Origin of the sequence: Polynucleobacter sp. MWH-Loch1C5 (assembly GCF_018881775.1) — a bacterium.
Lineage (GTDB): Bacteria > Pseudomonadota > Gammaproteobacteria > Burkholderiales > Burkholderiaceae > Polynucleobacter.
Map to the genome: position 1 here is coordinate 544,197 of NZ_JACVPR010000001.1, position 14,551 is coordinate 558,747.

13 protein-coding genes and 1 pseudogene are annotated in these 14,551 nt (G+C 43.1%); 4 read left to right on the forward strand and 10 right to left on the reverse strand.

What is annotated here, in order from left to right:
* Positions 1-129: 129 nt before the first annotated feature.
* On the forward strand, positions 130-852 hold the full coding sequence (locus ICE94_RS02750) for a protein-L-isoaspartate O-methyltransferase (protein ID WP_216859818.1): 723 nt from the start codon (positions 130-132) through the stop codon (positions 850-852).
* Positions 853-953: 101 nt separating this feature from the next.
* Positions 954-2,576, forward strand: coding sequence for a TolC family protein (locus tag ICE94_RS02755; protein WP_216148520.1), 1,623 nt, complete (start codon positions 954-956; stop codon positions 2,574-2,576).
* A gap of 91 nt (positions 2,577-2,667) precedes the next feature.
* On the opposite strand, the gene waaC is transcribed toward ICE94_RS02755, so the two are convergent.
* Both waaC and galE read right to left on the reverse strand, forming a co-directional pair.
* Positions 2,668-3,726, reverse strand: coding sequence for a lipopolysaccharide heptosyltransferase I (gene waaC / locus ICE94_RS02760; RefSeq protein WP_216148523.1), 1,059 nt, complete (start codon positions 3,724-3,726; stop codon positions 2,668-2,670).
* Entirely contained in the window at positions 3,727-4,734 is a 1,008-nt protein-coding gene (galE, locus tag ICE94_RS02765) for a UDP-glucose 4-epimerase GalE (RefSeq protein WP_216148526.1), read from the reverse strand.
* A gap of 19 nt (positions 4,735-4,753) precedes the next feature.
* Here galE and ICE94_RS02770 point away from each other — a divergent pair, with 19 nt between their 5' ends.
* Both ICE94_RS02770 and ICE94_RS02775 read left to right on the forward strand, forming a co-directional pair.
* Positions 4,754-5,260: a glycosyltransferase family 25 protein gene (locus tag ICE94_RS02770; protein WP_216148529.1), complete on the forward strand. Its 507-nt coding sequence runs from the start codon at positions 4,754-4,756 to the stop codon at positions 5,258-5,260.
* A gap of 255 nt (positions 5,261-5,515) precedes the next feature.
* Positions 5,516-6,748, forward strand: coding sequence for an O-antigen ligase (locus tag ICE94_RS02775; RefSeq protein ID WP_216148532.1), 1,233 nt, complete (start codon positions 5,516-5,518; stop codon positions 6,746-6,748).
* Here the strand turns inward: ICE94_RS02775 and rfbC are convergent.
* The 8 genes and pseudogenes from rfbC to rfbA all read right to left on the reverse strand — a co-directional run bounded on the left by rfbC (position 6,709) and on the right by rfbA (position 14,432).
* Positions 6,709-7,260, reverse strand: coding sequence for a dTDP-4-dehydrorhamnose 3,5-epimerase (gene rfbC, locus ICE94_RS02780; protein ID WP_216148535.1), 552 nt, complete (start codon positions 7,258-7,260; stop codon positions 6,709-6,711). The two genes, ICE94_RS02775 and rfbC, sit on opposite strands and share 40 nt — an antisense overlap.
* 38 nt (positions 7,261-7,298) lie before the next feature.
* Positions 7,299-7,908 (reverse strand): annotated as a pseudogene (locus tag ICE94_RS02785) (sugar phosphate nucleotidyltransferase).
* A gap of 5 nt (positions 7,909-7,913) precedes the next feature.
* Positions 7,914-8,843, reverse strand: a complete 930-nt coding sequence (rfbD, locus tag ICE94_RS02790) for a dTDP-4-dehydrorhamnose reductase (protein WP_216148538.1) — start codon at positions 8,841-8,843, stop codon at positions 7,914-7,916.
* 41 nt (positions 8,844-8,884) lie between these two features.
* A complete protein-coding gene (gene rfbB, locus ICE94_RS02795) occupies positions 8,885-9,940 on the reverse strand; it encodes a dTDP-glucose 4,6-dehydratase (RefSeq protein WP_216148541.1) in 1,056 nt (351 codons plus the stop codon).
* Positions 9,941-10,182: 242 nt separating this feature from the next.
* The gene (locus tag ICE94_RS02800; protein WP_216859819.1) at positions 10,183-10,389 is read right to left on the reverse strand and encodes a GDP-mannose 4,6-dehydratase; all 207 of its coding nucleotides are present in this window, start codon (positions 10,387-10,389) and stop codon (positions 10,183-10,185) included.
* 103 nt (positions 10,390-10,492) lie between these two features.
* Entirely contained in the window at positions 10,493-11,656 is a 1,164-nt protein-coding gene (locus ICE94_RS02805) for a glycosyltransferase (protein ID WP_216148545.1), read from the reverse strand.
* Between the two features lie 14 nt (positions 11,657-11,670).
* The gene (asnB, locus tag ICE94_RS02810) at positions 11,671-13,536 is read right to left on the reverse strand and encodes an asparagine synthase (glutamine-hydrolyzing) (protein ID WP_216148548.1); all 1,866 of its coding nucleotides are present in this window, start codon (positions 13,534-13,536) and stop codon (positions 11,671-11,673) included.
* Positions 13,524-14,432: a glucose-1-phosphate thymidylyltransferase RfbA gene (gene rfbA / locus ICE94_RS02815; RefSeq protein ID WP_216148550.1), complete on the reverse strand. Its 909-nt coding sequence runs from the start codon at positions 14,430-14,432 to the stop codon at positions 13,524-13,526. The genes asnB and rfbA overlap by 13 nt, the downstream gene beginning before the upstream one ends.
* Positions 14,433-14,551 lie beyond the last annotated feature (119 nt).

A 14,551-nucleotide genomic window follows, 5' to 3' on the forward strand; every position in this document is an offset into this window, starting at 1 on the left:
AAACTGTTTGTGATTCTATGAGTAGATTACACCAGTCATTTAAAATGTGCTTATTGCACAGCGCTTGTGTAAAGGTTTTTTGGCTAACTTCAATCAAATAGATTATTAAGAACAATCATGAGTCAATCTATGAATACCCCTCAATCTTCAGCTCACACCTCAGTCCACCCCACAGCTCATTCTTCCATCGATTTTGAAGCATTACGCTATAAGCTCATTGAGCAGCAAATTCGTCCTTGGAACGTGTCTGATGCAGAGGTGTTGCAAACCCTGCGGGATGTCCCTCGGGAAAATTACGTATCAGACTCCATGAAGACCTTGGCCTTTACTGATACCCAATTACCCCTGCCAGGCGCCAGCCAAGCGAGTCAGGTGATGTTCGAGCCGAAGATGGAGGCCAGAATCCTGCAAACGATTAAGCCACGCTACAAAGATCGGGTTTTAGAGATTGGCACGGGTTCAGGCTATATGGCGGCTCTTTTGGCGGCTTTTGCCGATCAGGTCGAGAGTGTTGAAATCGACCCCAAGATGGTGTCTTTGGCCGAAGGGAACTTGGCTAAAAATCTAATCAAGAATGTCAGAGTCTGCCAAGGAGATGGCTATACCGGTTGGGGCACACAAACCTATGATGTGATTTGTATCTCTGGCAGTATGCCAAGCTTGCCTGATGGCCTCAAACTGCAATTAGCAGTCGGTGGCAAGCTCTTTGTGATTTTGGGTCAAGCACCTGTGATGCGTGCCACCCTGATTGAGCGTATTGAGCCGAGTTATTTCAAGGAGACGGCTCTGTTTGAAACATTAACCCCTAGCTTGCAATCACCGAAGGTCAAAATCGAGAGTTTTGCTTTTTAAGGTCCAGATACCCACTACTTTAGGCATCTGAATCCCTACCGAGTTGACAGCAAGTCAAAGTTCTTTGCCTGCTTGATCCTCGGGTGAAATAAAGCAAAGTCATGCACTTTGGTGCAAAATGGGCTTTTGGCCAATTGAATAAGATCGATACGAGCATGCAGACTGGTAAACCTTTCAAAAAACAACCCTTGGTTTTGGCTATTGGGGTAGCTATTGCATTGATGAGTGGCGCTCATGCTCAAGCACCAGCGTCTGCGACGGTTTCTGATGTACCCCCACCTGTTTCTGCCGCCAGCATTGCAGCGAGCGTTGCTGCAGATAAGGCCAAAAAGTCTGAGATAGTCGCTTCAAATAATGATCTCTTGAGTCTCTATCAAGAGGCGGCCAACAATGATCCTGTGTTTTTATCAGCCCGTTATGCCTATGACGCCGGTCGTGAAAAGCGTTGGCAGGGTTTTGCTGGCTTGTTACCACAAGTTGTAGCCACAGGTAATGAAACCCAAAATGACTTCACAAGACGCGGCAATACTGAAACTCGCTTTATGTCTCGTGGTTGGGCAGTCCGTCTGACTCAACCACTCTTTAGTTGGGATAAGTGGGAAACTGCGCGCCAAGGATTTATCAGCTCTGACATTGCTGCTGCTCAATACGCGGCCGCTGAACAAGATTTAGTGATTCGGGTGACCGAAGCTTATTTCAATGTCTTGAATGCGCAAGACACTCTGAATCTGGCTCGCAATAAGAAGGCTTTGATTGCCGAGCAATTAGAACAGGCCAAGCGTAATTTTGAAGTAGGTACAGCCACCATTACCGATACCCATGAAGCGCAGTCACGTTTTGATTTAGTCGTTGCTCAAGAAATTGCCGCACAAGCGGATCTAACAATCAAGCGTGGCGCTCTCGAACAAATTGTGGGCAAACCCATTGGTGAACTCAAGAGTTTGGCTCCAGAGGCGAAGATTAGTCTCGTGGTCAATGAAGATCCTAAGACAGCCCGTAGCAAATTAGCGAATAAGAGCAAGAAAAAAACGACAGTTACTCAAGAAGCCTCAAAGAATATTGATGTCAATGCAGTGATAGGCGTAGCTCCTACTCAGTCGATGAATGATTGGGTTTCTCAAGCTGAAGATGTGAGCTACAGTGTTGTGGCGAGCAAACTGAGCTATGAAGTTGCTAAACGTGAAACCTCTAAGTCCGTGGGCGGTCATTTACCGAGCGTTGAACTTGTCGGTCAACGCAGTTATACCGATAGCGAAAGCTTTAATGCGCTTACGAGCGGCACACTACCCATACAGTCGTTCTCTACACAAGGTATTGTTCAATTAACGGTACCTATTTTTTCAAGTGGCTATACCCAATCCGTGGTTCGTGAAAAAGCTGCCCTAGAAAAGAAAGCTCTATCTGACTATCAAAATACCCGTCGCTCCATCGCTCAAGCAACTCGTCAAGCGTTCTTGGGCTTTAATCAGGGCTTAGCCCAAGTGAAAGCTTACGAAGCCGCTGAGATTTCAGCAATGAGTGCTTTGGAATCCAATAAGCTAGGTTATGAAGTGGGTGTGCGTATCAATATTGATGTCTTGAATGCGCAAGACACTTTATTTACAACCCGTCGTGATTTAGCCAAAGCACGCTATGACACCATCTTGAATGGTCTTCGCTTAAAAGCTCAAGCGGCTGTTTTAAGTAGTGAAGATCTTCAGGCGGTGAACGCGCTATTGAAGTAGCTCTAACGAACCACGGCTTTGTAGTGAGTAAGTGATCTTTGATTATTTGAATAGAAGTTATAGCTTTTTTGATAGACCTATCAGCTTATTCTTAGTCGATTAGCTTATTGATAGCCTGACGAACTTCTTCGATACTGGGTGGTGCCTGGGTATCGCCCAAATTAATGACTTGCTCTGACCAATATCCTTCGGTTTTCCAGCGCGGTGAATCACAATAGAGTTCAATGGTTGGGCAATTGAGTATGGCCGCTAGATGAGTGAGTCCTGTATCTACGCCAATCGTGAGTTTTGCGTTCGCCACCAAATAAAAAGCGGTGCTGATACTAAAGCTACCCGGAACAATCGCTTGAGGTATTTGCTTAGCTAATTGAGCGCTGATGATTTTTTCCTCTGGATTACCCCAGGGCAACACTACCTGCATACCTCTATCAGATAACTCTTTACCAATCACAGCCCAGCTCTCATTACTCCAACGCTTAGCTTTTCTTGCGGTTGAATGAAAACATAAGACATAAGGTTTATGAATATCAAAGCCTAGCTGATCGATCGATAAATCTTTATTGGCACCAATCTGAGATTGAAGACTGGCTTGATAAGTATTTGGATAGAACTGTGGCGGTGCTTGAGTTCTATCAGGGTGTGGTGTGTCAGAAGCGGCGGCCGCTAAGTAGCGAGAGCGATCTACGGCATGGCAACGAAAAGGCACTTGTATTGATTCGGTATAGAACTTACGTGCCAATGGCTCATAGCCCGAATACTCAGTTTGATTAGCTAGTCCAATGATACGAGCATTGGTTGATTTATTAGCTAAGTAAGTCACATAGGCTGACTTGATCAAACCTTGGGTTTCAATAATGAGATCGTATTGAACTTCTTGAAGTTCTTTTTTGAAGGTCAGAAATTCTTGGATGGAATGAACAAACTCACCTCTTTTAAGAGATTTTTTCCAGCGTCTGAAAGCTATGGGTATAACACGATCGATCCCTGTGAATGAGCCAGTGGTTTTTAAAGGATCGAGCAATGAGGCATAACCCTCCTCCACCACCCAATCAATTTGGCCATTGGGGTATTGCTTACGTAGATCCCAAACGATGGGAAGGTTATGTAAGACGTCGCCTAAGGATGAGAGTTTGACAAGGAGAATTTTCAATTAAGACTCGTACCCATTAGGATTTTTAGACTGCCAACGCCAAGCGTCGAGACACATTTGATCAATAGAGCGTTTGGTTTTCCAGTTCAATAATTGATGAGTCAGAGTAACATCAGCGTAACATTCTGCAATATCACCCGCTCTGCGATCGACCACCCTATATGGAATCTTTCTACCAGAAGCTATCTCAAAAGCGGATAGGAGTTGCAATACAGAAGTACCTTGCCCCACACCTAAGTTAACGGTGATTGACTGTTGTTTTTCAGCCAGATACTGGAGAGCTACCACATGACCCTCTGCCAGATCCATCACATGAATATAGTCTCTAACACCTGTCCCATCAATGGTTGGCCAATCTCCGCCATATACAGATAAATAGTCACGCTTACCTACTGCTACCTGGCTTATATAAGGCATCAGGTTATTAGGAATTCCTCTAGGGTCTTCACCAATCATGCCCGATTCGTGAGCCCCAACAGGATTGAAGTATCTTAGGTAAGCCACCTTAAGTGCTGGATAAGCCATCTCAAAATCTCTTAAGATTTGCTCCGACATTACCTTCGACCAGCCATAAGGACTGCCTGATCCTAAGCGCATATTTTCCTGATAGGGAACGGGATTTTCAGGATGATAGACCGTAGCTGAGGAGCTAAATACAAATTGATGAACCCCGTGACTCCGACAGAGCTTAAGCAAGTTTAGTAACCCCAGTAGATTATTTTGGTAATACTCCACAGGCTTTTGCACTGACTCACCTACGGCTTTGAGTGCTGCAAAATGAATCACTGCAGTAATGGGATACTTTTCAAATACATCAAGCAAATTTGGATTACCCACATCAAGCTCATGAAAAATGGGTTCCATTTGAGTCAATGACTTGATGCGTTTTAGTACGAGCGGGTTAGAGTTAGAGAAGTTATCAACGCCTACCACTTTGTAGCCGCGCGCGAGTAGCTCAACCCATGTATGTGAGCCAATATAGCCTGTAGCACCAGTGAGTAATATCATTCTGCAATAATACAGAATTATGAGTCAAAATCCCCAACTAAGCGTAGATGCCGTCTATGTCCTTTCAGTTAAGAAATTTAAGGACAGAATTGAACATATTGCAAATGAAACTAGAAGAGTCGGTATTAATTTTGAGTTCATCTTTACACATGATGCCGATGAAATTGATCCAGATGTTGATAAACATTTTTTCGGCGATTGCCCAATACTGGCTAAACCACAGCGATCACTTGTACTAAAACACATTGAGGCATGGAAATACTGTGTGGACAGAGGCCACAAGAGAATCTTAGTCCTCGAAGATGATGTTATTTTTCATGATTCGTTCATAAGTAAAATGGGAAAACTCTGTGTGGATCTAGATCCCATATCAAGCTATCTCGTGTATCTAGGTGGAGCTGATACGAAAGTACCTCCCGAATATTTTCTTGCTACTGGACTCATTATTAAAAATCCGATAGCTACTACGGATGGATACATCACTGATTACTCAGCATGTAAAAAAAAGATTAAACTGGATTCATGAAAATAAGATCAACCTACCATCGGATCACTTACTCAAAAAAATTGATCCGATGCTCGACATAGATCAATATTGGTCCACTGAGCCACTTGTGGAACAAGGTAGTGTTTTTGGATTATTTAGCACCACTTTAGATAGCAATCGTAAAAGAAAATCTAGTTTTCATAATTTACTTAGATATAAATTCAAAATATTGACTAGAAGAGTGCTACCAAAAATCTACTATAAATCTATCGTCATACTTGGGCTCTACAAAAAATGAATATCAATACATTTAAACTTGGTCAATGGTCCATTACAGCCTGTCTCGTCAGCATTGCAGTCTCCCCACCACTAGCTAACCTATTCTTTTTCATCGCTTTATTACCTGTATTGGTATTAGGCCAAGCAAGATCTAATCTAGTTAGTTTTTTTAAATCTCAAATTGGTAAGGTATTTCTGATTTTTATAGCAGTTCTTATTTCAGGCTTAATCTATGGCATTGAAGAGAAAAAGATGATTCTGAGTGAATTATGGGGCTGGAGAAAGATACTTTGCATACCCTTAGCAGCTTCATTTTTCATGAATCAAATTGAGGCGCAAAGGAAACTCTTACTTACTTACCTGTTGTCAATGGGATTTTTTTCAGCATACTCATTCCTCACCTACTTTTATCCTGATTTAGCAATCAGCAAACTCTATGGACCAGGAATTATTGCTAGAAATCATGTGACTCAGGGCATGATGTTTGCCTTTGGCACGCTGATTGGACTATATCTAGCCTTAGAAAAATTTAAAGTCGATACAAAAAAATCCATTTTATTTTTTTTGGTAACAATCGCCTTATGTCTTAACGTTATATTCATTGCAACAGGAAGAAGTGGTTATATTGCACTATTCATCTCACTTCTGTTGTTAATGTATTTGATGGGTTGGTTTGGCTTTAAAAATAAAAGCTGGGGCAAAGGCACACTAGTAATCTCGATACTCAGTTTAATAATGCTCATATCCCCTGCTGCTAATGAAAGATTGAAGTTGATACATACTGAGCTTCAATCAGGTATCTCTAAAGATGAATCTACATCTATCGGCTTAAGACTGACCTTTTGGCGTAATACTATTGAGATGCTTCCGGACCAGGTAATTTTTGGCACGGGAACCGGGGGCTTTAGTAAAGCCTACAAAACACATCTACTTCAGAAATACGGTAACCTGACACAGGATCAAACTCTTACTGTAGATCCACATAACCAGTATCTAAAGTTGCTGATTGAGCACGGCATTATAGGTTTGATTGTATTTTTGTTACTACTCACAAAACTAATACAAAATGGAACAAAATTTCAGCTAGCAAAATTAGTAGGCATTCCAATACTCACTTCTGTTGCAGTAACAAGTTTATTTAACTCACACTTCTCCACTTTCAACGAAGGAATGCTGGTTTATTTATTCTGCGGTATATTACTCGTCAGTCAAAATTTTGGTGTATCTAGCCAAGTTAAACCATGCTGATCTTTTACCGCAATGATGTATTCAAGATCTAATTTCGGCCAATCTATTGCAAGGCGACTATCAGACCAGTGTAATGACTGTTCTGAAGGAGGATGATAATAATTAGTCGTCTTATAGAGAAATTCTGCTTGATCACTCATCACTAAAAAGCCATGGGCAAAACCTTTAGGTATCCATAACTGTCTTTTATTCTCAGCTGAGAGCTCTACACCCACCCATTGACCAAAGGTTGTTGATGATTGACGTAAATCGACTGCCACATCATAGACAACCCCTTGAGTGACTCTGACTAGTTTTGCTTGGGTATATTCAGCTTGATAGTGTAAGCCTCTTAACACTCCCTTTTTTGACTTGGAGTGATTATCTTGCACAAAGGTGATTTCTTGCCTTACTACCTCATTAAATTCTTTCTGATTAAAAGATTCAAAGAAAAAACCACGCTCATCCGCAAAAATCTTGGGCTCAATAATTAGTACATTAGGTATTAATCTTGGCGTCGCTTGTATGGGCATATCTTATATTTATATTATCTTGGCAATATCAATAATGACTAATTCTTTTCTTGAACAATTTTTTCAAGGTACTGGCCATACATATTTTCTTGAGCAGCTTCGCCAAACGCATCACATCTTCAGCAATAATGCACCCTTATCGATATGCAATCTCTTCAGGACAAGCCACCATAAGACCTTGTCTTTTTTGTAATGTAGCAATAAAGCCTACAGCATCCAATAGGGAATCGTGAGTCCCTTTATCTAGTCAAGCATACCCACGCCCCATGACATCAACTTGCAGTTGATTAAGCAGATCATGGCCATAAAAAATGTTATCACCCAAAACAAGCGCGGATGGCTGATTCCCAATAAAGTCTTTACCAATAATGAAGGCTTGTGCCAAGCTATCGGGGGATGGCTGGACTGCATATTGAATATTCAAACCCCACTGCGAGCCATCACCTAATAACTCAGAAACCGAAGCGTATCTTGAGGAGTTGAAATCAATAAGATATCGATACCCGAGAGCATCAAGGTAGTCAGTGGGTAGTACACCATCGGTTTATCATAGACTGGCATGAGCTACTTAGAAACGGCCTGAGTCACTGGATACAAACGAGCACCAGATCCTCCTGCCAAAATAATTCCTTTACGTTGTTGAGTCATAAGCGCTATTTCTGTTGTTTTACTGATGATACCAAGTGCTCGACATACTGTAGAACTTCTTCATCCCAATGGGGGATGATTTGAGGATAAGGCAAGCTAGCCATGAAGCGCTCCAACTTGTTATTATTGAGTAATGAGTTATAGGGTCTTGGTGCTGTCAGTGGATATTCTGTTGCAGGAATTGCCACAATATTTTTTGTTTCCAGCTGAAAAGATTGACCGAATCTTTTTGCTGCCTCAATGGCAAACACAGCCAACTCATACCAATTGGTTCTGCCATGAGGGACTGCATGATAAATACCTGAGGTGGCTGGGTTTCTGAAAAATAGTAAAGCTAGATGCGCCAACCAATGAGCTGATGTCGGTACACCCCATTGGTCACAGACGACTTTCAGTTGTTCACGCTCTGTTGCCAAACGCAACATCGTTTTAATGAAGTTATTCCCATCTCCGTAAACCCAGGAAGTTCGCAGAATATAAAAATTAGCACTCGGGTTTTTCTGACAGATTTTTTGTATGGCTTCTTCACCTGCCAACTTACTTTGTCCATAAATTCCAAGACTCTCAATCGGTCCTGCTGGATCAGTTTCTAGATAAGACTCTGGTACGGATTTGGTATCATCAAAGACGTAGTCAGTCGAGTAATGGATGAGAGTGCCAGACACTTGAGCAATATGCTCAGCCATGATCCGTGGAACTTTTTCGTTGATCTTAAAAGCAAGCTCTTTCTCAGTCTGCGCTTTGTCTACTGCGGTATAGGCACTGGCGTTGATGATGATATGTGGATTGTGGTGTTCGATAGTTTTTTTGAGGTTTTGAGTGTTTGCTAAATCACACTCTTCTCGCCCTAAAAAAATAACATCATTTTGCCCTGCCAATTGAATCTGCAGAGCTTTACCGACCTGACCATCTTTACCAAAAACAAGGATAGACATGAATTACTTGAGCGCTTTTAATTTGTAATATTTGAGTTTATTTATTGGTATTGTTGATCAAGCCAATCGCGATAGGCACCCGTTTGCACCCCTTGTACCCACTCTTGATTCTCCAAATACCATTGCACTGTTTTCTGAATCCCTGTCTCAAATGTTTCTGCAGGCTTCCAGCCGAGCTCTCGCTCAAGCTTAGTCGCATCAATCGCGTAACGTCGATCATGCCCTGGACGGTCTGTAACGTAAGTAATTTGATCGGCATACGAACCTGAGACTTTAGGTCGTAGAGTATCTAGAATGCCACAAATTCGTTGAACAACCTCAATATTGGGTTTTTCGTTACAACCACCAATGTTATAGGTTTCGCCTAAACGTCCTGCCTCAAGAACTCGACGAATCGCTGAGCAGTGATCTTTGACATACAGCCAATCTCTGATTTGCTGTCCATCTCCATAAATCGGTAGTGGCTTACCGGCGAGCGCATTGAGAATGACCAGCGGTATCAATTTTTCAGGGAAATGATAGGGGCCGTAGTTATTCGAGCAATTGGTTGTGATTACTGGCAAACCATAGGTATGATGCCAAGCTCGTACTAAATGATCCGACGCCGCTTTTGATGCCGAGTAAGGGCTATTGGGCTCGTAGCGATTGATTTCTGAAAAGGCAGGATCAGTTGGGCTCAGTGTTCCATAGACCTCATCGGTAGAGACATGCAGAAAACGAAACTCTTGCTTTTGAGTTTGGGGTAAATCTACCCAATAGGTTCTCACGGCCTCAAGTAAATTAAAGGTTCCTACCACATTGGTTTGAATGAAGTCTCCTGGGCCATGAATCGATCGATCAACATGTGATTCAGCGGCAAAGTTAATGACAGCTCGAATTTGGTGTTTTTTTAGTAGAGAGAGAACTAAACCGTAATCACCAATATCCCCTTGCACAAAGATATGGCGATCGTCTTTTTCCAAAGATTGCAGCGTTTGTAGGTTACCCGCGTAGGTCAACTTATCAAGGTTGACAATACCTTCAGCCAAAGGGTTGGCTAGCCAATACAGAACAAAATTACCACCAATAAAGCCTGCACCGCCTGTAACTAGAATCATAGTAACTATATCCTTTAGTACCCGTATTTTCTCACAAGAAAATGTAGGGAAAATATACTTCCCCAGTCACCTGGGGAAACATAAAAAATCGAACAAATCTTTAAAGAACAGTATCAATTGCTATCGAAAATTTAATCTTATGGATCCAGCTATATATATTTGATTTAATTAAAGTTTTCACTATTTCGTTTCGCTCGATTTAGATACTGATGAGTCGATGCTCTTCTGAGGACTGTCCTGATCTAATCGCGCACATCGCCTTCAACAAACATAGGCTTTCGTCCAGCAATTTTGGCAACTCGCTTGAGGGATTCGGTAGAACTGTTGCACAAGTTGTCTAGAACAACAACATCATAGCCAGCAAGTAGCAAGGTCAGCGTAGTATAAGAGCCGATGTAGCCTGCGCCACGAGTAATTAAAACTTTCGTTGATTTTATTGAATAAGCCAAATCAAGCCGACCGAGTATTCGGTCAAAGCGCCATTACCTTTCTTAAGCGGGATCTTAACATCAACCGCCAGAAATATATTTTGAGGCTAGTCGATGTTGGTAGTTAATATAACTCGATAGCTTTTCGATACATTTTGATCAACTGATTTGATACTGCCTCTAGCGAGTACATTTCCCTGCAATACTTCCAACCAGCCAACCCCGCTTTAAGGAAGACTTCATCATTTTCCTCTAGTAAAGATCGAAAAATCTCTACAAGTCCATCGACAGTATCCTTTACTTCCCATCCGCCGCCACAATTTTCCAATTCGGTAAAATTACATTTATTTGTGAAAACTGCAGGTCGCTTAGCCGCTACAGCTTCGAGTAACGCCATACTAAAACCCTCACCATGAGAGGGAAGAACATACGCAGTAGATGCTGCCATGAGAGAGTCTTTAATATCTCCATATACAGGACCAGTAAGAAGAATGGAGCCATTTAAATCATGATCCATAATTTTTCTCTCCAATACCTGCTTATAACCACCATAGTCTGGTCCCGCTATCACCAGGAGCCAATCATGCTTTTCCGCTATATGTCGAACTTTGAACCAAGCTTCCGGAAGAATATCTAGACCTTTGCCGTGCCACAAGCGACCTAGGTAAAGCATGATTCGCCTCCCGGATAACTGGGGCCATTTTTCAATGGCTAAAGAATGTGATTTGGTTGAATCAAATACCTCAATAGGCAGGCCATTCGGGATTATTTGAATTGGACATTTGATTCCGTAGTTACGGCACGCAATTTCCTCTTCTCTATTCAAAACTTGAATGCACGCGGTTTCATCCAGAACACGATCCAAAAGTAACTTACGGTATGCCGTCTTAAGCGCGCCCCTGTAACGCCAAGCATTGTTCAGCGAACCATGTGGTGTGATAATTAGCGGCACTTTGTGTGTCATTGCTGATTTCCATGATGCATAAACCGGGTAATCCCAAAGCATATGGGCGTGAATGACATCAACATTTTTGGATGCACTAATCAATGCATCTTGGAGACCCTTGCCATAAAACCATCGATGCGGGAACCCAAGTTCAAATAGTCTTAGATTCTGATATTTTTCATTTAGCAGTTGATGTTCTTCAGAATTGGAAATCCCATACACAGTTACATTAGAAACTCTATTTAGTCCCAATGCATGTAACCTCAAGACCTCAGATGGACCTCCGTACTTTGGGTGCAACAATGCAGAAACAAGTGATATGTTTAGCTTATTGTGGCTCATTTGCAGATGTGTGCTCAAGAAGCTGATATGTCATACTCACGCCGCCATAACTCAAACATAACAAGCGCGAACAGTCGCTCTCCATTTTTCCGGCCTTTATCAATACCCATCAATAGACTGGCTGCGACTCTGGAATTGAAAATTGATTTAGGGTCAAGCAAAACATCATTAAACAACTCCCGAAATGTACCCGATTTCAGCCATTCATTCAGAGGAATTGAGAACCCTTGCTTACGCTGACGATCAAAGTCTGCAGGTAATACCCTTGCAGTTAATCGCTTAAGCAATATTTTCTTATCGTTAGTGTTTGCTTTTAGTCTTGAAGGAACCTTGCCAAATGCAAATTCAACCAAACGGTAATCTAAGAATGGCGCACGCATTTCCAATGAGTTCAACATGCTTGCGCGGTCCACTTTCACCAAGATATCTTCGGCAAGATAATTTTGAAAATCCATACGGGTAGCTCGTTGCAAAAGATCTGCTTGATTTGGGCAAAGTCTTTTAAAGATCGAAGCAGCCTTTGGTTCCCAATTTGCGTCCTTTGAAAATAAATTCCTGCGCGTGATCTCATCAAAACATAATGATTGTAGTGGTAAGCCCTTACGTAAGTCGTATCCCAAGCCTTGCAGCCAATTTCGACCTTTCAAACCTACCGGAAGAATTTTTTCGGCCGCATTGGCGATACTAGTGCGAAGAGAAAGCGGTATGCCGCTTAATCTTTCTCGCATGCCCAGTATTTGACTGTAATGACTGTATCCGCCAAATAGTTCATCACCACCATCACCTCCAAGAGCAATTGTACAGTGCTCACGCACCATTTGACTAACTAGAAAAGTTGGGATCATCGATGAGTCTACGATAGGCTCATCAAATTGGCGCGCTAACCGAGGAAGCAGATCAGCTGTCGCAGCTTCTGCCATTAGCACTGTATGCTGTGTACCAAAATACTGCGCTATTAACTCAGCGTGCTTAGTTTCGTCAAGCTTGTCGTGGCCAGGAAACCCGATTGTAAATGTTCGAATCCGACTAGAGCTGCGAACCGCCATCGCAGTGATTAAGCTGGAGTCCACACCTCCGCTCAATAACACTCCCAAGGGCACATCAGCAACCATCTGCCGGCGAACAGCATCTTCGATCAAGGCTTCCAGTTCATCCAGCAAGGCATCCTCATCCAAGGAATGATCAGCGACAAGAAATTCTGGCAGTTGCCAGTACCGCCAAACCTTGGAGTGACCTGTTTGCAGGTCAAACAGCAACCCGTGTGCAGGCGGCAATTTATTGAAACCCTGCAACATACAGCGCTCGCCTGGCACATATCCCATGGCCAGATAGCAATCCAGTGCCTCAGACGCAATGCGACGTGGGACGGTGTGGTCAGCTAGCAGGGCCTTTAATTCGGAAGCAAACCGTAGCTCACCACTTTTCAGATAATAAAAAAGTGGCTTCTCACCGGCACGGTCGCGCGCCAATAAAAGCTCACTCTTCCGAGCGTCGTAGATTGCAAATGCAAACATGCCATTAAGTCGCCCGAGACATTCCGTACCCCATGCACGATACGCCTCCAGAATTACTTCAGTATCAGAATTGGTGCGAAAGCCATGCCCTCTGGCAATCAACTCATCGCGAAGCTCTCTAAAGTTGTAAATCTCACCGTTAAACACAATGCTTATCATGCCCGAGGCATCATGCATAGGTTGATGCCCGGCAGGCGAGAGGTCGACAATAGACAAGCGCCTCTGCGCCAAGCCTACACGGCCATCGTCGGACCACCATTCCCCCGCATCATCTGGCCCACGATGAGTCATTAAATCTCTGCCAACAGCTAGCCAGCTACGATTTTGAAGCGGCGCTGCCCCGCCAGCGCCGACTATTCCGCACATATATTCGGATTCCGATGGCCGGGGTCTGTCAGGATTTCCTGTAGATAGCGGTTGTAACTGGATTGCCCTTGTCGAGCTATGTTCAACTGTAAGTCGCTTGAATTGATCCAGCCCTTCCGCAAGGCTATTTCTTCCAAATTTGCAATCTGATAGCCCTGAATAGACTGTATAGATTCAACGTAAACAGCAGCACGGTGTAGAGACTCATGGGTACCCATGTCCAACCATGCACAACCACGCCCCAGTAATTCCATGTACAGATCACCACGTTGTAAATACAGCCGGTTCAGGTCGGTAATTTCCAGTTCTCCACGCGGAGAGGGTGTTAATGATCTCGCCAACTCGCAAACGCATTCATCGTAAAAATACAATCCGGGTACAGCATAGTGCGACTTTGGTTGTGATGGCTTTTCTTCAATGGAAAGGACGCGTCCACTGTCGTTAAATTCGACCACACCAAAAGCAGAAGGATTTTTGACACGGTAGCCGAAAACAGTGGCGCCTGACTTGCGTGCGTCAGCCTGGGCTAAGAGTTGGGTCAGATCCTGGCCGAAGAGCAGATTATCACCCAGCACCAATGCGGATGGCGCACCAGCCAAAAAGTCTTCGCCAATCAAGAATGCTTGAGCTAGCCCATCCGGGCTCGGTTGAATGGCGTATGCCAAATTGAGGCCAAACTCCGAGCCGTCTCCCAGAATTTTTTCGAGAATTGGCACATCATGGGGCGTTGAAATAATTAAAACATCTCTAATGCCTGTCAGCATTAGCACGGATAACGGGTAGTAGATCATCGGTTTATCATAAACAGGCAAAAGCTGTTTACTAATGCCGCGCGTTAATGGAAAAAGCCTTGACCCGCTCCCTCCAGCCAGGATGATACCCTTACGTTGCTTCATAAATTAATGACTCTATTTTAGATAGTTCTCTGAGAGATTCCATTCCATCTCCGAACAATAAGGCAAAGCAAGAAAAGCATTTCATTCTTTCCAAGCTTTAATGTCGAAATAATAATCAC